The following is an 18,487-nucleotide window of genomic DNA, read 5'->3' as shown; positions in this document are numbered from 1 at the left end:
ATAAAAAATACATATTATCCAAAGGAGATTTTAAGTGCTACAATAACTGTATTATTTCTAGATGGGAGGTTCTATTTTTGGATTGGTCCATTGTTGAACAATATCTACCACTATATCAAAAGGCATTTCTTCTGACCTTGCATATTGCAGTTTGGGGAATTTTGGGATCCTTTCTGCTCGGTTTAATCGTTAGTATCATCCGACATTATCGAATTCCTATTTTGGCGCAAGTAGCGACAGCCTATATTGAATTGTCACGCAATACGCCCCTTTTGATTCAACTCTTCTTTCTCTACTTCGGTCTTCCCCGAATCGGGATTGTCCTATCTTCGGAAGTCTGTGCTACTCTGGGACTAGTCTTTTTAGGTGGCTCCTATATGGCAGAATCTTTCCGAAGTGGGCTGGAAGCCGTCAGTCAAACCCAGCAGGAGATTGGATTAGCAATCGGTCTGACACCTCTACAGGTCTTTCGCTATGTGGTTCTTCCGCAAGCAACAGCTGTTGCTCTACCATCTTTTAGTGCCAATGTCATTTTCCTCATCAAGGAAACCTCTGTTTTCTCAGCAGTGGCTTTGGCCGACCTCATGTACGTTGCCAAGGACTTGATTGGGCTCTATTATGAGACAGACATTGCGCTGGCTATGTTGGTAGGTGCTTATCTGATGATGCTGTCACCCATCTCACTGGTCTTTAGTTGGATAGAAAGGAGGCTCCGCCATGCAGGATTCGGGAATCCAAGTACTCTTTCAGGGAAATAATATCCTGAGAATCTTACAGGGATTGGGCGTTACGATTGGGATATCCATCCTGTCTGTACTATTATCCATGATGTTCGGAACAGTCATGGGAATCATCATGACCTCCCATTCTAGAATCGTACGATTTTTAACACGATTGTATCTGGAATTTATCCGTATCATGCCCCAGCTGGTGCTACTTTTCATCGTTTACTTTGGCTTGGCTCGAAACTTTAATATCAATATCTCAGGTGAGACTTCAGCTATTATCGTTTTTACCCTCTGGGGAACAGCTGAAATGGGGGACTTGGTCCGTGGAGCTATCACTTCCCTTCCTAAACATCAGTTTGAAAGTGGACAGGCGCTAGGTTTGACAAATGTTCAACTTTACTACCACATCATCATCCCACAGGTCTTGAGAAGATTGCTACCACAAGCCATCAATCTTGTCACTCGGATGATTAAAACCACTTCCTTGGTTGTCTTGATTGGGGTTGTTGAAGTGACCAAGGTTGGACAACAAATCATTGATAGCAATCGCCTGACCATCCCAACCGCTTCCTTCTGGATTTATGGAACCATTCTTGTCTTGTATTTCGCAGTCTGCTTTCCTATTTCCAAACTATCCACTCACCTAGAAAAACATTGGAGGAACTAAATGTCTGAAACTATCTTAGAAATCAAGGAACTCAAAAAATCCTTCGGAGACAATCCCATCCTCCAAGGACTTTCTCTAGATATCAAAAAAGGGGAAGTTGTGGTTATTCTAGGACCCTCTGGTTGTGGGAAAAGTACTCTCCTTCGTTGCCTCAATGGCTTAGAAAGTATTCAAGGTGGAGATATCCTGCTGGATGGTCAGTCTATCGTTGAAAAAAAAAAACTTTCACCTAGTTCGCCAAAAGATTGGCATGGTCTTTCAAAGTTATGAACTCTTTCCCCATCTAGATGTCCTTCAAAACCTCATCCTAGGCCCTATCAAGGCTCAAGGGAGAGACAAGAAGGAAGTAACTGAAGAAGCTCTGCAACTACTGGAACGTGTTGGTTTACTAGACAAACAACATAGCTTTGCGCGTCAATTATCTGGTGGACAGAAGCAACGGGTTGCAATTGTCCGTGCCCTGCTCATGCATCCAGAAATTATCCTTTTTGACGAAGTGACTGCTTCGCTGGATCCAGAAATGGTGCGTGAGGTGCTGGAACTTATCAATGACTTGGCCCAAGAAGGCCGTACCATGATTTTAGTAACCCACGAAATGCAGTTTGCCCAAGCCATTGCAGATCGGATTATCTTCCTAGACCAAGGAAAAATCGCTGAAGAAGGAACAGCTCAAGCCTTCTTTACCAATCCTCAAACCAAACGAGCTCAGGAATTTTTAAACGTCTTTGACTTTAGCCAATTTGGCTCATATCTATAAAGGAGATTCTTATGAAACTACTCAAACCACTCTTAACTGTTTTGGCACTTGCCTTTGCCCTTATCTTTGTCACAGCTTGTAGCTCAGGTGGAAATGCTAGTTCCTCATCTGGAAAAACGACGGCCAAGGCTCGCACAATCGATGAAATCAAAAAAAGCGGTGAACTACGAGTCGCCGTGTTTGGAGATAAAAAACCGTTTGGTTACGTTGACAATGATGGTTCTTACCAAGGTTACGATATTGAACTTGGGAACCAATTAGCACAAGACCTTGGCGTGAAGGTTAAATACGTTTCAGTCGATGCTGCCAACCGTGCGGAATACTTGATTTCAAACAAGGTGGATATTACCCTTGCCAACTTTACAGTGACTGACGAACGCAAGAAACAAGTTGATTTTGCCCTTCCATACATGAAAGTTTCACTTGGAGTCGTATCACCTAAGACCGGTCTCATTACAGACGTCAAACAACTTGAAGGCAAAACCTTGATTGTTACAAAAGGAACGACCGCTGAAACTTATTTTGAAAAAAATCACCCAGAAGTAAAACTCCAAAAATACGACCAATACAGTGACTCTTACCAAGCCCTTCTTGACGGTCGTGGAGATGCCTTCTCTACTGACAATACGGAAGTTCTAGCTTGGGCACTTGAAAATAAAGGATTTGAGGTAGGAATTACTTCCCTCGGTGATCCAGATACCATCGCAGCAGCAGTTCAAAAAGGCAACCAAGAATTGCTAGACTTCATCAATAAAGATATTGAAAAATTAGGTAAGGAAAACTTCTTCCACAAGGCCTATGAAAAAACACTTCACCCAACCTACGGTGACGCTGCTAAAGCAGATGACCTGGTTGTTGAGGGCGAAAAAGTTGACTAGTTATTAACTCTTAAAAGGGACTGGATTTTAAACTCCAATCCCTTTTTAAGATTTTACCTATAACATCCTGAGTCTATCTAAGATGTTCAATCTGAACACAGTGTACATACTTTATCTTCTATTGCATATACTTTATCACATAAGATACGAATATCCTCTTCACTATGACTAGCAATCAAAATTGTTGTCCCTTTTTCACTAGAGAGCTTTCTAAACAATGTTCTCATATTTTCTACACTTGATTTGTCCAAGGCATTCATAGGTTCATCTAGTAAAAGAATAGAGGGATTCTCCATAATTGCTTGAGCAATCCCTAGCTTTTTCCTCATACCTAGCGAATAAGTTTTAACTTTCTGGTCTTTTTGCTCATATAGACCAACTATTTTCAGTGTATCATTGATTTCCTGATTACCAACTACTCCTCGTATGCTTGCCAAATATTGTAAATTCTTAAAGCCACTATAATAATTTATAAAACCAGGTTCTTCAATCAAAGCTCCCAAATTAGCTGGAATTTTTCTCTCAGGAACAATATTTTCCCCATTGATTAACACTTCCCCATAAGACGGACTATATAAACCAGCTATTAATTTAAACAATACACTTTTCCCTGAGCCATTCGCACCAGTAATTCCTATAATTTCCCCCTGTTTACAACTAAAATTAAGGTTTTGAAAAACACATGTTTTTTTTAATTCCAACTGAATATTTTTTAATGTAATTATTTCATTCATTCTATAAACCTCCTCTTTTGACGAGTGAAATAGAAAATGCTTTTAAAAAGAAAGACTAAAAATAGCAACTGAAGAAATAGATCTCGTCCTATATCTCCATTTCCTCTATTCAGAATATAAAATAGATAATTGGTTCGATTCCCCACAAATAAACTGCCAAACACAATCATGAGTAAAAAGAAGCTAACACAAGAAAAGTTCATTTGCTCATTCGCTCCTAGTATGTATAACGTAAAGCAAAGCAAGGATAGCACACAAACATTCAAAAAATCAACTATAAACAAAACTCCTATATCCCAGTTTGGTAACTGTAACATAAATTGAATCACTAGAACTTTTACCATGATTAAAACGAGTCCATAAAGAAAACAGGTCCAAATCTGATACCTAATCCAGAGCTTAATAGAAGAAAATCGAATCACTTCCATAAAGAAATCGGATGCTCTTCTACGATATACAACTGCTAGAAAAAATGCATGAATAATAAACCAATGAAGCAACCATATAGATAAGACTAAAAAAGAGTTTTGACTCAGATTAGGCCCTTTTAAAATTTCTATAACAAGTCTATCATTTCCTTCTAACCAATACCATAATCCTAAACAAATCAATATCCAAAAAAGAACATAACCCCAAAAGTACTTGGTATAGATTATCTGATTCAACCTCCACATGTGACTACTTAACTTTCCCATTTCCAACTTTTACACTCTCCTCCAGTTTCTATGAACAGAAAATACAGTCAATGGAATTATGATAGATAGTAATGTAAGCCAATAAATCAATGCATACGGATTGGAATTTACCATATACTGAAAAATTGGCAATAATCCAATTAGCCCATTGTTCAACTGATAAATCCAGAATAAGGATTCTACAAATAAAAAAGTAAACAGAAATACTAAGCTCATGCTTGATTTTTTAAACCAAGAAAAACTGCTAATAGTAAGTAAGGATAAAAAGAAATAGTATGCTATATAAGAGAAAAAAAATCCTATAAAGAAACTAGCATTGTTTGCAATACTTATACCATAAAATTCTCTTAAAAAATCAACCTCCTTTATCTCCAAAGAGAAGCTAAAACCATTACTAAATGCAATTAGAAAAATCAATAAAAATAAAGTAGCCGTCCAAATCCCCGTACTAAGAGCTGCTAATTTGAAACTAAAACTGGTAAAGTGCTTAATTGATTTCAGACGAATGCGGCACTCCAACCTATTAAAATAGTTATTCATCAAATGAAAAAAGAATAATATATATGTGAACGGAAAGCAATATACTCCAGTCGTAATATCTTGAAGTAAGACTAAGAGCCATTCTAATACATTTGGATGGATTGAATATTGGCGACATCGCAGTAAATATACTGTACTAGATAAAATACAGGATAGCAGTAATATAAAATAAACCAATACTGATAAAAAATCTTTTTTGTAAAATTGAACAAATTGTTTCATTATACGTAGTCCTCTGAATGTAGAAAAAATGTACCATAAACAACCAAACAACTAACAAATAAAATAAAAGCAAGATGCCCACTAACTAAGGAAAGACTGATATCTTTCTGATATCCCAAAGCTAATGTTGTCACAGGTTCTAAGTAAGATAGCTCTAAAATACCCCAAAAAATACCCCCAACCATCATATAGGCAACTGGGATGAAAACAGCTCCTAATTTTTTCTTCACTAGCAAAGCACTAGCTAGTCCAAAAATAGAGAACACAGCGCCCCAAACTCCATACCAGAGAGTCGTTACAAGACTATAGAGAAACTGATTAGAATCAAATAATTCTTTTAAGGCACCACTATAGTCTCCAATATAAATTTCCTGATAAGGAGTCACTAAAAGATTAATTCCTAATAATAATAAATAGGGGAGAAAAAAGACTAGAAAAGAAGAAATAATTACAGTACTACCCACAATAGCCAGATACTTCTTTTTAGAAATTCGACACAATTGTGCTGTTAGAAAATGACTCTCAGCATCCTCTATTATCTGACTAGAATAGGGCAGTGTACAGATAAGTGCAGCTACTAGGCTAATCGGTGAAAATCCTCTAATAGAAGAAGCGGCAAAAAAAATCGATAAACCTTCAATTTTATAAATACCATTGAAAGCAAGGAAATTTCCTAAACTCATGCAAAGAAGGGTCAAAAATAAAGACATATAAAACCGAGGTGATTTAACGACTCGTACAAGATTACAAATAAAAAATTCCATCCCAACTCCTCCTTATAATAAGAATAGGGTGTAGCATTCTTTTTTCATGCTACACCCACAATCAACCATCTTTAAGGCTTACTCTGACAAGTAAGTTAATAAGAATCTGGACTCCAAGAACCTGAAGTATGAATTCTTACATGATTTCCAAACTGTGGCGCCATAGCTAATCTAGTATCAGAACCAATATAATTATCACCACCTCCATTATAGTACATGACAATCCTAGAGCCAGAACTCAATTGATATACTGTAGTGATATCTGCCCCACTATAGGCGCTACGAATAGAGGTATTTAACGTTTTACCGCCACCAGTGCTGTAATTATTATTAATTCCAGCAGAGGCGTTTTCTTTCTCAAGCGCACTAGTTGTATCCGAACCCCAACGTGGCAACGTTAAATCATAATCTCCAATCTGTCTAGCTAAAACTGTAGGGAGAAACAAACTAGATGCAATTGTAACTACGCAAAAAAGGGAATATATTTTTCTTCTTTTCATGACATCGTCCTCCTAAGAAGTGATAAACAAGATAGTTGATTGTTTTAACATATATTATAATTTCATTATAACCAAAAAAGAAAGCGTTGTCAATTATTTTGTTTAAAATATTATCATATTTTAAACAAAATGGTTAAAAGAGTCTGGGACAAAAAGATTTTAATTTTAGAAATTCTTTATTATAAATTTTAAAAATCGATAGATTATACAAAAAAGCGAACAAAACAGAATTCTGATTGTTAGATAACTCGTTTTGTTCGTTTTTTATATTTAAGGTTGATTTTTGTCCCAGACTCTTCTCTCTTTATCTTACTGACCTAACCTTCTTGCCAATTCTCTTGGTCTTCTTTAAAGCGTTTTAGGAGGTCAAGTCCTTCTGGTGTGATGTAGCCTTCTTCTTGGGCTAGATGAATGAGCTCACTATAGTTCGAAAGTGTCACAAGTTTGACACCAGCATCTGAGAAGTTCTTATCTGCTTTTGGCAATTGGTAGCTGAAAATCGCTACAACTCCAAGCACATCTGCTCCTTCTCGCTTAGCTGCGGCTACTGCTTCAAGAACAGAACCACCAGTTGAAATGAGGTCTTCAACCACTACCATTTTTTGACCTTGAGCTACGCGACCTTCGATTTGATTACCAGCACCGTGGTCTTTTGGTTTGCTACGGATGTAGGCAAATGGCAGATTCATCTTGTCAGCAATGATCGCTCCGTGAGGAATCCCTGCTGTTGCAGTTCCTGCAATCACTTCAACCTCAGGAAAGGCTTCTTTGACAGCATCCACAAAGCCATTTTCAATTAAGGTACGAGTTTCTGGATAGGCAAGGGTCACACGGTTATCCGTATAAATCGGCGACTTGATACCAGATGCCCAAGTGAAAGGCTCCTCTGGTTTGAGGTAAACGGCTTGAATTTTCAAGAGGTGGCTAGCGATATCCTTAGCAAGTGTCATGGTATTCTCCTTTTATTTTTCTGATCTAGTTCTTTAATTCCAGTCCTGTGTCCATTCATCCTTGATGGCATGATAAGCTGCAACAGGATCTTCAGCTTGGGTTATAGGGCGTCCCACTACGATATAGTCACTACCAATCTGGTAAGCTTCTCCTGGGGTTACGACCCGTTTTTGATCTCCTGCTTCTGTCCCTCTTGGGCGAATCCCTGGTGTTAGACAGATAAAGTCTTCATGAGTTGCTTGTTTGATGAGCTTGGCTTCCTGAGCCGAGCAAACGACTCCATCTAGACCAGCTTCAGCTGTTTTCTGGGCATAGTGGATAACCGACTCTTGGAGGCTAGTTTGGATATTTTGACACTCCTGCATTTGTTCTTCCGAGGTTGAGGTTAATTGGGTAACTGCTATGAGAATCCCCTTGTCTCCCAATCCTTCACGCGCAGCCTGCATCATCTCAACTCCACCTGCTGCCTGCACATTGGTCATATCAACTCCTAGGCTGGATAAGATTTTCATGGTTGATTTGACTGTATTGGGAATGTCATGCAACTTGAGATCCAAAAAGACACTGTGACCTAATGATTTCAAATAGCGGACAACTTCAGGTCCTACAGCATAGTAGATTTCCATTCCTACTTTGACATAGAGCTTTTCATCTGCTGGAAATAGGGCTAAAAACTCCTTGGCTTCTTCAAAACTTGGAAAATCCAGAGCTACGACCGGGCGACTTTCACGCATGTGTTTCTCCTCTTATCTTTCTTATCAGTCCAGCTTCCTTCAAAATAACTGCAAAAAAGGAACCTGCCAACAGCAAGGTTCCACGAAAAATGGGTAGTCTCCACCCTTTCACCGTCTAACCTTAGCTGCCTCTCTGGACTGCTTTAAAGGTTTTTTACTATTCTATTATTTCTACTAGCACTTGTCAAGTAAAAACATGGCAACTAAAGAGCTATGAGAGAAAAGATAAACTTAGCGACGCGATGAACGTCGGGTCGTTTGGTTTTGATTGCTCTCTTCCTCCAGCTTTTTCTTTTCCTCTTCCAGTTTATTCTGCTGTTCTTCCAGTCTTTTCTTCTCTTCCTCTTTTTGTTTCTTCTCAGCTTCCTTAGCCTCTTGTTTGGCTTTTTCCTCAGCTTCCATAATTAATTTATCCGCCACAGTGTAGCTGTAAATTCCAGCTTCCATGTCAATCACACTCGGTTCTGACAATTGTGGCTTAATCTTACTGTAATATGGCAGTTTCTTACTCATTTCAGATAGAGGGACCAAAACTTCGTCCGAATCATTCATAGTCAATCGAATTAGATCTGATGTGACCTTGCTTGGGGCTAATTCCACCTTCTGGATAGCCGCCTTGAGTTCTGGACTAATTTGAGCAAGTTCTGACGTAAAGGTCTTGATTTGTTCGCTGTCATTAAAGAGAACTGATATATAAGTTTCTGGCAGACTCACCAAACTCACCGAACTGGTCTCAAGCTGACCGCTTGAAAGGATTGGATAATGACTTTCTCCAGAAACATAGTAGGCAACAATATCATATTCCTTAACCTTGATAGTAAACTTGGTTGGAAATTGATAGACAAGCTGAGCTGATTCAACCCAATAGTTTGACTTAATCTGCTCTTCATATTTTGCCTTATCTAGCAGAAGGTTAATCGTATAATCCGAATCCTGAATGCCTGAAGCCTGTCGAATATCATCAGCTGTAGTTTGCACTGTTCCCTCAACACGAATATCCTTCATGGTCGCATAAGGACTGAGCAAGTAGGCAGAGACAACCAATAAAAGCAGACTGAGAAACAAAATCGAGATAGCCCGCCAGATATGAACTCCTGGGATTTTCGGTTTAACCGGTTTTTCTTTTACAGGCTTTTTCTCTGCCTTTTTATCGCGTTTATCCTCTTTCTCTGTCTTTTTAGACTTTGATTTTTCTTTGGATATTTCTTTTTTGACGTCTTCTGACTCTTCTACTTTTTCCTTAGCATCTTCCTTAGCTGATTTTGGGTCTTTTGGTTCAGATTCACTCTCTTGGCCCTCGGTTGCATCTGACTTTTCAGATTTTGAAGCCATTCGAGCTTGTCTTTCCTTTTCCTTCTCCTCAGCTAGGGCCGCCTCTTCCTCAGCCTTCTTTTTTAGGTATTCTTGGTTTCGTTTCTGCCATTCTGATAACTCTTTAAATTCTTCGAGGATTTCTTTGCCCTCATTTTTCTTATCTTTTGACATTTACTTTCCTTATGATAAATCTTTTTTCAACAATTGATAAAAATCTGCAAGAGATTTCAATTCAGTCGAAGCTTTCATGCTAGCTTGGTACTGATCCTTGTGACTAAGCAAGTGACTGAGTTTCTCCTCCAAGCTTTCCAAGGTCAAGTCACTTTCTTGAAGTTCTTCTGCATAGCCTTTTTTTACAAAGTAGGTTGCATTTTCAATCTGGTCACCACGACTAGCTTCACGACCAAGCGGCACAATGACATGTAATTTTGCCATGGCCAAGAGCTCAAAAATCGTATTGGCACCACCTCGTGTCACAACAATATCAGCCAATTCCATCAAGGGTTGATAGAGATTGGTCACATAGTCAACACGAAAAAGATTTTGGCTCAACTCATTCAGGCTAGAATCTCCAGTTAGATTGATAATATTGTAGCGCTCTGTCAGTTCTTTCTTATGGTCTGTCACCAATTGGTTAAAGACACGAGCGCCTGCAGAACCACCGACAAACAATATAGTTGGCAATTGGGGATTAAAGTGGGTTTGAATATCCACCAATTCATCGGGTTCTGGATTTTTTTGATCTGAAACCTTGGTCACTGCTCCCACATGCTCGACCTTAGACAAACTCGAAGCTTGTTCAAAGGTTGAATACATCTTAGTCGCAAATTTATAGGCGATTTTATTGGCCAAGCCCATAGACAAGTCAGATTCATGAATAAAGACAGGCACTCCTGACACACGCGCAGCGATAACAGGCGGTACTGAGACAAAGCCTCCCTTTGAAAAAAGGGCCTGTGGACGAAGTCGCAACATGATAAAGAGCGATTGGACAATTCCCCAGCCAACTTTGAAGACATCCAGCATATTTTGCCAAGAGAAATAGCGACGCAATTTCCCAGTCGCAATAGAATGGAAGGTAACATCCAAACCTGACTTAAGGATTTCTTGGTGTTCGATCCCACGCTTGTCCCCGATATAGTGGACTTCCCAGCCATCTTCGATGAACTTAGGCATTAGCAAAAGATTGAGGGTGACGTGTCCAACCGTCCCCCCACCTGTAAAGACAATTTTTTTCATATTATTCCTTTAACTCCGCTACTGTGTCGATAAAGAGATCGCCACGTACTTCAAAGTTAGCATACATATCCCAGCTAGCATTGGCAGGACTGAGAAGAACTACATCTCCTTGAATCGCAAGCTCGTAGGCCTTGCGGGTCGCATCTGCAATATCAGTCGCATCCACATATGCCACACCAGCCTTGTCTGCTGCCCATTTGACACGTTCTGCAGACTGACCCAGGATGACCATTTTCTTGAGTCCAGTAATTTCTGGAACTAATTCGTCAAACTCATTACCACGGTCTAAACCACCTGCAATTAAGATGACCTTGCTGTTGTCAAATCCTGACAAGGCTTTTTGAGTTGCCAAGATATTGGTTGACTTGCTATCATTATAGAATTTGACACCCTTGATTTCATCCACAAATTGGAGACGGTGTTTGACACCACCAAAGGCTGAAAGAGTTTCTTTGATGGTTTGGTTATCCACACCACGAAGCTTGGCTACAACAATAGTAGCAAGGGCATTTTCCACATTGTGGCTACCTGGAACCCCGATTTCGCTAGCTGCCATGACCACTTCTCCACGGAAGTAGAGCTGACCATCTTCCAAATAAGCTCCATCAACCTTTTCAAGTGTTGAAAATGGTACAACGGTAGCTTGTGTTTTTCTTGCCAATTCTTTTGCCAAGTCTTGGTTAAAGTTCAAGACAAGGAAATCAGCCGCTGTCATCTTGTTCTGGATATTCCACTTGGCTGCCACATATTCCTCAAAAGAACCGTGGTAGTCGATATGAGTTGGCATGAGGTTGGTAATTACTGCAATCTCAGGATGAAACTCTTGAACGCCCATGAGTTGGAAAGAAGAAAGTTCCATAACAAGCGTGTCCTTATCTGACGCTGTTTGGGCCACTTGACTAGCTGGATAGCCGATATTCCCTGATAAAAGACCATGTTGCCCAGCAGCAGTCAAAACCTCCCCAATCATGGTCGTTGTGGTTGTTTTACCGTTCGAACCAGTAATACCAACAATCGGTGCTTCAGAAATCAAATAAGCCAATTCCACCTCAGTCAAGACTGGAATTCCCTTGACCAAAGCCTTTTCAATCATGGGATTGCTGTATGGGATGCCTGGATTTTTCACCATCAGAGCAAACTCTTCATCCAAGAGTTCCAAAGGATGACCACCTGTGATAACCTTGATCCCTTCTTCCAGCAAACTTTGGGCAGCTGGATTGTCCTCGAAAGGTTTTCCGTCATTTACTGTCACAATGGCACCCAGCTTGTCCAACAAACGTGCTGCAGATTCACCAGACTTGGCCAAGCCTAAAACAAGGACTTTCTTATTTTTAAATTGATCTATTACTTTCATGTCTCAAACTCCATTTCTACTCCTACTATTTTACCATTTTTATGGAAATAAAAAAGCCACAAAGTGTATTTGTGACTCTTTCTTCTATCTGAATTTTACCTTATCATCTATGTGATAAATCGGTAACTCGAATGACTTGGTCCACTTGTTCCCAAATAAGAGGATTGTGGGTCGCAATAATAATAGTTCGATTCGGATTTTTCAAAGATTCTAGGATAGAAAGTAATTCCTCAGAGTTTTTGGGGTCTAAGGAAGCGGTTGGTTCATCTGCGAGAATCAAAGGCGGATCCTTTAAAATTATCTTCGCTAGTGCAACACGTTGTGCTTCTCCTCCTGATAACTCAAATATAGGTTGCTTTAAATCTAAATAAGAGAGGTTAACACGGTTTAGAGCTTGTTTCATCAAAGAGATTTTCTCTTTTTCTTTCAACTTTTTACCAACTAAACCCAGATTGAGATTCTCTTTGACGGTTTGGCTTTCAATTAAGCCAAAATCTTGAAATAAGTATCCCAAGTAATCTCTAAAGAAAACAGAAGGCCTAATGTCCTTAAGAGAAGTACCATCATAGATGATTTGTCCTTTGTCATATGGCTCTAATCGTCCAATCATATTCAAGAGTGTTGTCTTACCACAGCCACTTGTACCGATTAAGGCATAAATTTTCCCACCTTCAAAATGAAGATTCGTATCTGAAAATAGCTGACGGCTTCCAAATTTTTTAGATATATTCTTTAGTTCAATCATCCTATTTTCCTTTCATAATTGTCATAGAAACACGAGATTCTTTATGAGCTTGACGGTAAAGCGTCAAAACTGCACTAGCTAGAAAGACTAATAAAGTGAGCAAGCCAATCACCAAGTCTCGACTGCTTAAAATAAAGAAACTAGCACCAAATACAAAACTGGCAAATTGACTAACCATATACTGAGCATGTGTTTCAAAAAATCGTAAACCTGAAATTCGTTTAATCAAGATATCTCGGCGGAATTGCTCGAAATATAGAAGATTGACAGAATAAAAGAGTAACAAGGAACTAGCTATTCCAACAATAGCTCCTAGGATTAAAGTTGCTGTTTCAGTTTGAACTTCATTATAACGAGTTAGATAAACGCTTCTTCTTTCTTTAAGATAGGATACTTGCTCATAAATTCCAGCTTTCTTCAAGAGTTCTAGCCCACTCTCATATCCTTTGACAAAGATATTATTACCAGCATTGATAGACCACATAGATTTAGAAATGATACTATCACCTATAGATGTTGGAGTAAATACAACTAAAATCGGATCAGTCAAATACTGAGTGGATACGGGATTCTCACCGTTATTATAAACAAACCGCTTTTCTCCAGTTGGAAGATAACTAACAATCGCTCTCATTTCATACTCTAAAGGAGCACTTTCCTCCTCACCAGATTTTCCATAATAACTCAATTTTTCTTCAAAAACTTTCTTAAGTTCTGCTTCTCGAGAGCGCAAATGTTCTGGGAGCAAGAGGATAAACTCACCTTTTTGGAGATGGGCTAACTTCTGTTTGGTCTCAGCATCTACCACGACCTTTTCCTTGTCCAAATAACTGGGACTAACATAGAGCGTATTAGCATCTGGACTATAGGTATCCAGTGTCTCTCCTTGTTCATTTTTTCCTTGTGGATTTGCAAAATGAATGAGATTATCTTTTACAAATAGAGCCTGTTCTTCTTCGATTGCTTCCTTGGCAAAGGCATACCACTTATTCTGATTTTCTGTATCTTTTACTCTATCACCTAAGCCAAAAGAAATTTGATAATAGTCTGCTCTGTCCTGCCATGCTTGTTTTGAAATTTCAAGTTCTTTCAATCGTTGGTAAGACGTCAAACCTGTCTTAACAGCGTAGCCTACTGTAAAAACAGCTACTAACTGACACAATAGGGTTAAAGCCATCAAGCGTTTAAGGGGTAATCTTCCCTTAATAACGGGAACTAATGCTTTGTAACTCAAACTCATTAGATAAAGAAGCATTAGTAAAATTGAAATCGCCAATAAAAACAACAGATAGAAACTAATCCCAAAACCATAGGTGGCTAACAAGATAGGATAAAACAAACCTTGACTAAAAAGAACGACTCCCCCACCTAGGAAGGAAAGGAGGGCTGATAGAAGGAGCCATTTGATATCAGTCGATAAAGAATGCCCCATGATGGATAAGAGAGTCTGACCAGAAAAGAGTTTTATACCTGCAGCTCTCATTTCCTTAATCCGAGTGATAATCACTAAAGCAAAGAAAGATAAGCCAAATATTGCTAAACTAATTAAAATAAGGGGAATTAGTAACATTCTAAAAGCAAGAGTATAGGGCGGTGTCTTTCGGTCAGGAATTGCTTTATAACCCAAATCTCCTAATTTATCGGCAAGCTTTTCTTTCGTCAAGGAGCCTGACAAAAGGAGATAACTATTTAGCGGATCACTACGTTCACGACTTTCTTGGCTAGCTTCTTGGAATTGTTTTGGTAATGTTCCCTGACCATAAGTTGCATAAGTAAAGTGAGTCGTCCCATCCTTACTCGGCTCTACAATTCTTCTAGCTATTAAACTCTGTTCCGAGTTTGCAAAATTCTCCAATTCCTGTTCAAATACCTCACGCGTCGGTTCCTGAGTATCTTTTTTGACACGAAGTAAAGAGACGGAATCATAGCTTGCATATAAATATTGTGGCGCACGTAAGACAATAATCCAAGCAAGGAAGAAGCTGAGAAAAAAAGTTGATAATAATATGAATAGTTTCTTCATAGTAGACTCCTTGTATAAGAGAATAACCCTATAGAACAAAGATTTTATCTTTTATAAATTCTTAGAATTATTTTACTAGTTTAATCCATCACACCCTGAGCACCAAGACAACAATACTCTTCAAAAATCTCTTCAAACCGCGTCAACGTCGCCTTGCTGTAGATATATGTAACTGACTTCGTCAGTCTTATCTACAACCTCAAAGCAGTGCTTTGAGCAACCTGCGGCTAGCTTCCTAGTTTGCTCTTTGATTTTCATTGAGTATAAATTTAATCCTTCCTCATTTTGAAAACGATTTCTTTTAATTTAAGTATATCACTTTCTTTATAATCTATCAACATATTTTACTAATATATCATTAGTAATGAAGTTTTACAATTTCCTAAAAAATAGATGACATTAGAGGATTTTATTCCAGTTTTCACCTTCATACTTTACAAGAAAAAGAGATGATGTTATAGTAAAAGGCAATTCAAACTATTGTAAAATTTCTACAAAAAAAGAGAGCCAAAACTCTCTTCTTTATCTTTTTTTACTTTTATGGACCGACATGAGGGTAATATCTCGCAAGCTAAAGTATGCTAGGAAGAGCATAGCAACTACGATAAAGAATTCTGTCGGTAGCTGAAAGATTTGCAGGACAGACAGCATCAGTAAAATCAAAAGTGCTACGAAAGCAAAGACGACAAGGACGATATTGACTGTCCCTTTAATGCTTTCTGGTGTCGCAAATACATAGAGTAGTAATAAGAGGAGTCCTATGATTAAATAAACCATCTTTATCTCTTTCTAGCTCTTATTCAGCTGATTTTTTCTTCTTGTTAGCTTTCTCACGCTCTGCCTTATTAAGGATTTGTTTACGCAAACGGATAGACTCAGGCGTTACTTCCATGTACTCATCGTCGTTCAAGAACTCAAGAGACTCTTCAAGTGTCAAGATACGAGGTGTCTTGATAACAGCTGTTTGGTCCTTAGTAGCTGAACGAACGTTAGTCATTTGTTTAGCCTTAGTGATGTTAACTGTCAAGTCGTTTTCACGAGAGTTTTCACCGATGATCATTCCTTCATAAACCTCAGTACCTGGGTTGACAAAGATCGTACCACGTTCTTCGATAGACATGATTGAGTAAGTTGTAGCCTTACCAGCATCGATAGAAACAAGGGCACCACGGTGACGTCCACCAATTTCACCTGGAATCAATGGCAAGTATTGGTCGAAGGTATGGTTCATGATACCGTAACCACGAGTCATTGACAAGAACTCAGTTGAGTATCCGATCAAACCACGCGCTGGAACAAGGAAGACCAAACGAGTTTGACCATTACCAGTTGAAATCATATCCAACATTTCACCCTTACGTTCAGAAAGGCTTTGGATAACAGATCCTTGGTATTCTTCTGGAGTGTCGATTTGAACACGTTCAAATGGTTCACATTTAACACCGTCGATTTCTTTTACGATAACTTCTGGACGAGATACTTGAAGTTCATATCCCTCACGACGCATTGTTTCGATAAGGATTGACAAGTGCAATTCTCCACGACCTGAAACTGTCCATTTATCTGGTGAATCAGTTGGGTCAACACGAAGGGAAACGTCTGTTTGCAATTCTGCCTGCAAACGTTCTTCTACCTTACGAGAAGTTACCCATTTACCTTCTTTACCAGCAAATGGTGAGTTGTTGACCAAGAAAGTCATTTGAAGAGTTGGCTCATCGATGTGTAGGATTGGAAGAGCTTCAACTGCGTCTGTCGGAGTAATGGTTTCACCGACAAAGATATCTTCCATACCTGAAACGGCAATCAAGTCACCTGCTTTTGCTTCTTGGATTTCACGACGTTCCAAACCAAAGAAACCGAAGAGTTTTGTAACACGGAAGTTTTTAGTTGTGCCATCAAGTTTAGAAAGGGTAACTTGGTCCCCAACTTTAACAGTACCACGGAAGACACGACCGATACCGATACGTCCAACGAAGTCGTTGTAGTCCAAAAGTGATACTTGGAACTGCAAAGGCTCATCTGAGTTATCTACTGGAGCTGGGATATGGTCAATAATTGTGTCAAATATTGGTGCCATAGTAGCTTCCTGGTCAGCTGGATTATCTGACAATGAAGAAGTTCCGTTGATCGCTGATGCATACACCACTGGGAAATCAAGCTGGTCGTCATCTGCGCCAAGCTCGATGAAGAGTTCCAAGACTTCGTCCACTACTTCTGCTGGGCGAGCTGATGGTTTGTCGATTTTGTTAACAACCACGATTGGCACAAGGTCTTGTTCCAAGGCTTTTTTCAATACGAAACGAGTTTGTGGCATTGTTCCTTCGTAGGCATCTACGACCAAAACAACACCGTCAACCATTTTCATGATACGCTCAACTTCTCCACCGAAGTCCGCGTGTCCTGGTGTGTCCATGATGTTGATACGAGTTCCGTTATAGGCAACGGCTGTATTTTTAGCAAGGATGGTAATTCCACGCTCTTTTTCGATATCGTTTGAGTCCATAGCACGCTCTGCCAATTCAGTACGTGCATCAAGCGTTTCTGATTGTTTCAATAATTCGTCAACGAGGGTTGTTTTACCGTGGTCAACGTGGGCGATAATCGCAATGTTACGGATATCTTCTCTTAATTTTGTCATGATTTCCTCTATAATATTCAAAATTTATTTTCTAACTGAACGATTATACCATAATTTCAAGTAAATAACATAACTCAAGCAAGTGTAAATGTTTTCACTATGCTTTTCTTTTCATGTCAAGCCTTTTCAAAGCAAGCGACTTATGATAAGATAGGCACAGTATGCGTTTAGATAATTTATTAGCCCAAGAAAAAATCAGCCGAAAGGCCATGAAACAAGCCTTACTCAAAGGGGACATTCTCGTCAATGGTTGCCCAGCCCGCTCCCTAGCTCAGAATATCGATACAGGACTACAGGAACTCCTTTTTCAGGACCGAATCATTCAAGGTTATGGGCACACCTACCTTATGCTACATAAACCTGTTGGTGTCGTGACAGCCAACAAAGACAAAAAACTTCCAACTGTCATGGACCTCCTTCCGCCTGACATCCAGTCTGACAAGCTCTATGCCGTCGGCCGACTGGACCGAGATACGACAGGACTCCTTCTCTTGACCGATAACGGTCCCTTAGGCTTTCAGCTCCTCCATCCCCAATATCATGTCGATAAAACTTATCAAGTTGAGGTTAATGGACTTCTGACACCTGACCATATCCAAACCTTTCAAAAGGGAATTGTCTTTTTAGATGGCACTATCTGTAAACCTGCAAGACTAGAGATTCTATCTGCAAATCCTTTCCTCAGTCAAGCCTCTATCACCATTTCAGAAGGAAAATTTCATCAAGTTAAGAAAATGTTCCTCTCGGTTGGTGTCAAGGTGACTAGCCTCAAGAGAATCCAATTTGGGGACTTCACATTGAACCCAGATTTAGCAGAAGGTAACTACCGCCCTTTGAACCAAAAAGAGTTACAAATCATTAAAAACTATTTAGAGATGAGTCGATAAAATAAAAAAGCTTTAAATTTGAACTGCACCCCAAAAGTTAGACAGAAAAAATCTAACTTTTGGGGTGCTTTTATTATGAAATTAACTTATGATGATAAAGTTCAGATCTATGAACTT

Annotated in this window: 18 protein-coding genes and 1 pseudogene; 5 read left to right on the top strand and 14 right to left on the bottom strand. The window is 39.2% G+C overall.

What is annotated here, in order from left to right; all coding sequences use genetic code 11:
• Positions 1 to 77 precede the first annotated feature (77 nt).
• The 4 genes and pseudogenes from B7698_RS08160 (at position 78) to B7698_RS08145 (ending at position 3,030) form a co-directional block, all read left to right on the top strand.
• Positions 78 to 758 (top strand): amino acid ABC transporter permease, encoded by a 681-nt coding sequence (locus B7698_RS08160; protein ID WP_084865220.1) that lies wholly within the window; start codon positions 78 to 80, stop codon positions 756 to 758.
• A complete protein-coding gene (locus B7698_RS08155) occupies positions 718 to 1,395 on the top strand; it encodes an amino acid ABC transporter permease (RefSeq protein WP_084865219.1) in 678 nt (225 codons plus the stop codon). Before B7698_RS08160 ends, B7698_RS08155 begins: the two co-directional genes overlap by 41 nt.
• A pseudogene (locus B7698_RS08150) lies at positions 1,396 to 2,152 on the top strand (amino acid ABC transporter ATP-binding protein). It begins immediately after the preceding gene.
• Positions 2,153 to 2,163: 11 nt separating this feature from the next.
• Positions 2,164 to 3,030, top strand: coding sequence for a cysteine ABC transporter substrate-binding protein (locus B7698_RS08145; protein WP_084865218.1), 867 nt, complete (start codon positions 2,164 to 2,166; stop codon positions 3,028 to 3,030).
• Between the two features lie 86 nt (positions 3,031 to 3,116).
• On the opposite strand, the gene B7698_RS08140 is transcribed toward B7698_RS08145, so the two are convergent.
• The 14 genes from B7698_RS08140 to typA form a co-directional block, all read right to left on the bottom strand.
• A complete protein-coding gene (locus B7698_RS08140) occupies positions 3,117 to 3,764 on the bottom strand; it encodes an ATP-binding cassette domain-containing protein (RefSeq protein WP_001002573.1) in 648 nt (215 codons plus the stop codon).
• Positions 3,761 to 4,459, bottom strand: a complete 699-nt coding sequence (locus B7698_RS08135; RefSeq protein ID WP_185776732.1) for a hypothetical protein — start codon at positions 4,457 to 4,459, stop codon at positions 3,761 to 3,763. Before B7698_RS08135 ends, B7698_RS08140 begins: the two co-directional genes overlap by 4 nt.
• A gap of 9 nt (positions 4,460 to 4,468) precedes the next feature.
• Positions 4,469 to 5,221, bottom strand: a complete 753-nt coding sequence (locus tag B7698_RS08130) for a hypothetical protein (protein ID WP_084865216.1) — start codon at positions 5,219 to 5,221, stop codon at positions 4,469 to 4,471.
• Positions 5,221 to 5,985: a hypothetical protein gene (locus B7698_RS08125; RefSeq protein ID WP_084865215.1), complete on the bottom strand. Its 765-nt coding sequence runs from the start codon at positions 5,983 to 5,985 to the stop codon at positions 5,221 to 5,223. Before B7698_RS08125 ends, B7698_RS08130 begins: the two co-directional genes overlap by 1 nt.
• A 95-nt stretch (positions 5,986 to 6,080) precedes the next feature.
• Positions 6,081 to 6,485, bottom strand: a complete 405-nt coding sequence (locus tag B7698_RS08120) for a hypothetical protein (RefSeq protein WP_084865214.1) — start codon at positions 6,483 to 6,485, stop codon at positions 6,081 to 6,083.
• A gap of 317 nt (positions 6,486 to 6,802) precedes the next feature.
• Positions 6,803 to 7,435, bottom strand: a complete 633-nt coding sequence (gene pyrE, locus B7698_RS08115) for an orotate phosphoribosyltransferase (RefSeq protein ID WP_084865213.1) — start codon at positions 7,433 to 7,435, stop codon at positions 6,803 to 6,805.
• A gap of 33 nt (positions 7,436 to 7,468) precedes the next feature.
• Positions 7,469 to 8,170, bottom strand: coding sequence for an orotidine-5'-phosphate decarboxylase (gene pyrF, locus B7698_RS08110; RefSeq protein WP_084865212.1), 702 nt, complete (start codon positions 8,168 to 8,170; stop codon positions 7,469 to 7,471).
• A gap of 231 nt (positions 8,171 to 8,401) precedes the next feature.
• Positions 8,402 to 9,655 (bottom strand): cell division protein FtsQ/DivIB, encoded by a 1,254-nt coding sequence (locus tag B7698_RS08105; RefSeq protein WP_084865211.1) that lies wholly within the window; start codon positions 9,653 to 9,655, stop codon positions 8,402 to 8,404.
• Between the two features lie 9 nt (positions 9,656 to 9,664).
• Positions 9,665 to 10,723: a UDP-N-acetylglucosamine--N-acetylmuramyl-(pentapeptide) pyrophosphoryl-undecaprenol N-acetylglucosamine transferase gene (locus B7698_RS08100; RefSeq protein WP_084865210.1), complete on the bottom strand. Its 1,059-nt coding sequence runs from the start codon at positions 10,721 to 10,723 to the stop codon at positions 9,665 to 9,667.
• Between the two features lies 1 nt (position 10,724).
• Positions 10,725 to 12,077: a UDP-N-acetylmuramoyl-L-alanine--D-glutamate ligase gene (gene murD / locus B7698_RS08095; RefSeq protein WP_084865209.1), complete on the bottom strand. Its 1,353-nt coding sequence runs from the start codon at positions 12,075 to 12,077 to the stop codon at positions 10,725 to 10,727.
• A 103-nt stretch (positions 12,078 to 12,180) separates the two neighbouring features.
• Positions 12,181 to 12,822, bottom strand: a complete 642-nt coding sequence (locus tag B7698_RS08090; RefSeq protein WP_000571290.1) for an ABC transporter ATP-binding protein — start codon at positions 12,820 to 12,822, stop codon at positions 12,181 to 12,183.
• 1 nt (position 12,823) lies between these two features.
• Complete coding sequence (locus B7698_RS08085) at positions 12,824 to 14,845, bottom strand: bacteriocin-associated integral membrane family protein (protein WP_084865208.1); 2,022 nt, start codon at positions 14,843 to 14,845, stop codon at positions 12,824 to 12,826.
• Between the two features lie 522 nt (positions 14,846 to 15,367).
• Positions 15,368 to 15,622 carry a DUF3165 family protein gene (locus B7698_RS08075; RefSeq protein ID WP_084865207.1) on the bottom strand — a complete coding sequence of 85 codons (255 nt, stop codon included), beginning with the start codon at positions 15,620 to 15,622 and terminating at the stop codon, positions 15,368 to 15,370.
• Between the two features lie 19 nt (positions 15,623 to 15,641).
• The gene (gene typA / locus B7698_RS08070; RefSeq protein WP_084865206.1) at positions 15,642 to 17,483 is read right to left on the bottom strand and encodes a translational GTPase TypA; all 1,842 of its coding nucleotides are present in this window, start codon (positions 17,481 to 17,483) and stop codon (positions 15,642 to 15,644) included.
• 161 nt (positions 17,484 to 17,644) lie between these two features.
• Between typA and B7698_RS08065 the strand changes: the two genes are divergently transcribed.
• A complete protein-coding gene (locus B7698_RS08065) occupies positions 17,645 to 18,370 on the top strand; it encodes a 16S rRNA pseudouridine(516) synthase (protein WP_084865205.1) in 726 nt (241 codons plus the stop codon).
• The last annotated feature ends 117 nt before the right edge of the window (positions 18,371 to 18,487 follow it).

Origin of the sequence: Streptococcus mitis, from assembly GCF_002096855.1 — a bacterium.
Lineage (GTDB): Bacteria > Bacillota > Bacilli > Lactobacillales > Streptococcaceae > Streptococcus > Streptococcus mitis_Y.
This window is presented reverse-complemented; position numbering and strand designations above follow the sequence as displayed.

Bases quoted from the DNA above. Each gene is read 5' to 3' on its own strand.
- B7698_RS08155 (WP_084865219.1), top strand. From the start codon at position 718: ATGCAGGATTCGGGAATCCAAGTACTCTTTCAGGGAAATAATATCCTG.
- B7698_RS08145 (WP_084865218.1), top strand. From the start codon at position 2,164: ATGAAACTACTCAAACCACTCTTAACTGTTTTGGCACTTGCCTTTGCC.
- B7698_RS08140 (WP_001002573.1), bottom strand. From the start codon at position 3,764: ATGAATGAAATAATTACATTAAAAAATATTCAGTTGGAATTAAAAAAA.
- B7698_RS08135 (WP_185776732.1), bottom strand. From the start codon at position 4,459: ATGGGAAAGTTAAGTAGTCACATGTGGAGGTTGAATCAGATAATCTAT.
- B7698_RS08130 (WP_084865216.1), bottom strand. From the start codon at position 5,221: ATGAAACAATTTGTTCAATTTTACAAAAAAGATTTTTTATCAGTATTG.
- B7698_RS08125 (WP_084865215.1), bottom strand. From the start codon at position 5,985: ATGGAATTTTTTATTTGTAATCTTGTACGAGTCGTTAAATCACCTCGG.
- B7698_RS08120 (WP_084865214.1), bottom strand. From the start codon at position 6,485: ATGAAAAGAAGAAAAATATATTCCCTTTTTTGCGTAGTTACAATTGCA.
- pyrE (WP_084865213.1), bottom strand. From the start codon at position 7,435: ATGACACTTGCTAAGGATATCGCTAGCCACCTCTTGAAAATTCAAGCC.
- pyrF (WP_084865212.1), bottom strand. From the start codon at position 8,170: ATGCGTGAAAGTCGCCCGGTCGTAGCTCTGGATTTTCCAAGTTTTGAA.
- B7698_RS08105 (WP_084865211.1), bottom strand. From the start codon at position 9,655: ATGTCAAAAGATAAGAAAAATGAGGGCAAAGAAATCCTCGAAGAATTT.
- B7698_RS08100 (WP_084865210.1), bottom strand. From the start codon at position 10,723: ATGAAAAAAATTGTCTTTACAGGTGGGGGGACGGTTGGACACGTCACC.
- murD (WP_084865209.1), bottom strand. From the start codon at position 12,077: ATGAAAGTAATAGATCAATTTAAAAATAAGAAAGTCCTTGTTTTAGGC.
- B7698_RS08090 (WP_000571290.1), bottom strand. From the start codon at position 12,822: ATGATTGAACTAAAGAATATATCTAAAAAATTTGGAAGCCGTCAGCTA.
- B7698_RS08085 (WP_084865208.1), bottom strand. From the start codon at position 14,845: ATGAAGAAACTATTCATATTATTATCAACTTTTTTTCTCAGCTTCTTC.
- B7698_RS08075 (WP_084865207.1), bottom strand. From the start codon at position 15,622: ATGGTTTATTTAATCATAGGACTCCTCTTATTACTACTCTATGTATTT.
- typA (WP_084865206.1), bottom strand. From the start codon at position 17,483: ATGACAAAATTAAGAGAAGATATCCGTAACATTGCGATTATCGCCCAC.
- B7698_RS08065 (WP_084865205.1), top strand. From the start codon at position 17,645: ATGCGTTTAGATAATTTATTAGCCCAAGAAAAAATCAGCCGAAAGGCC.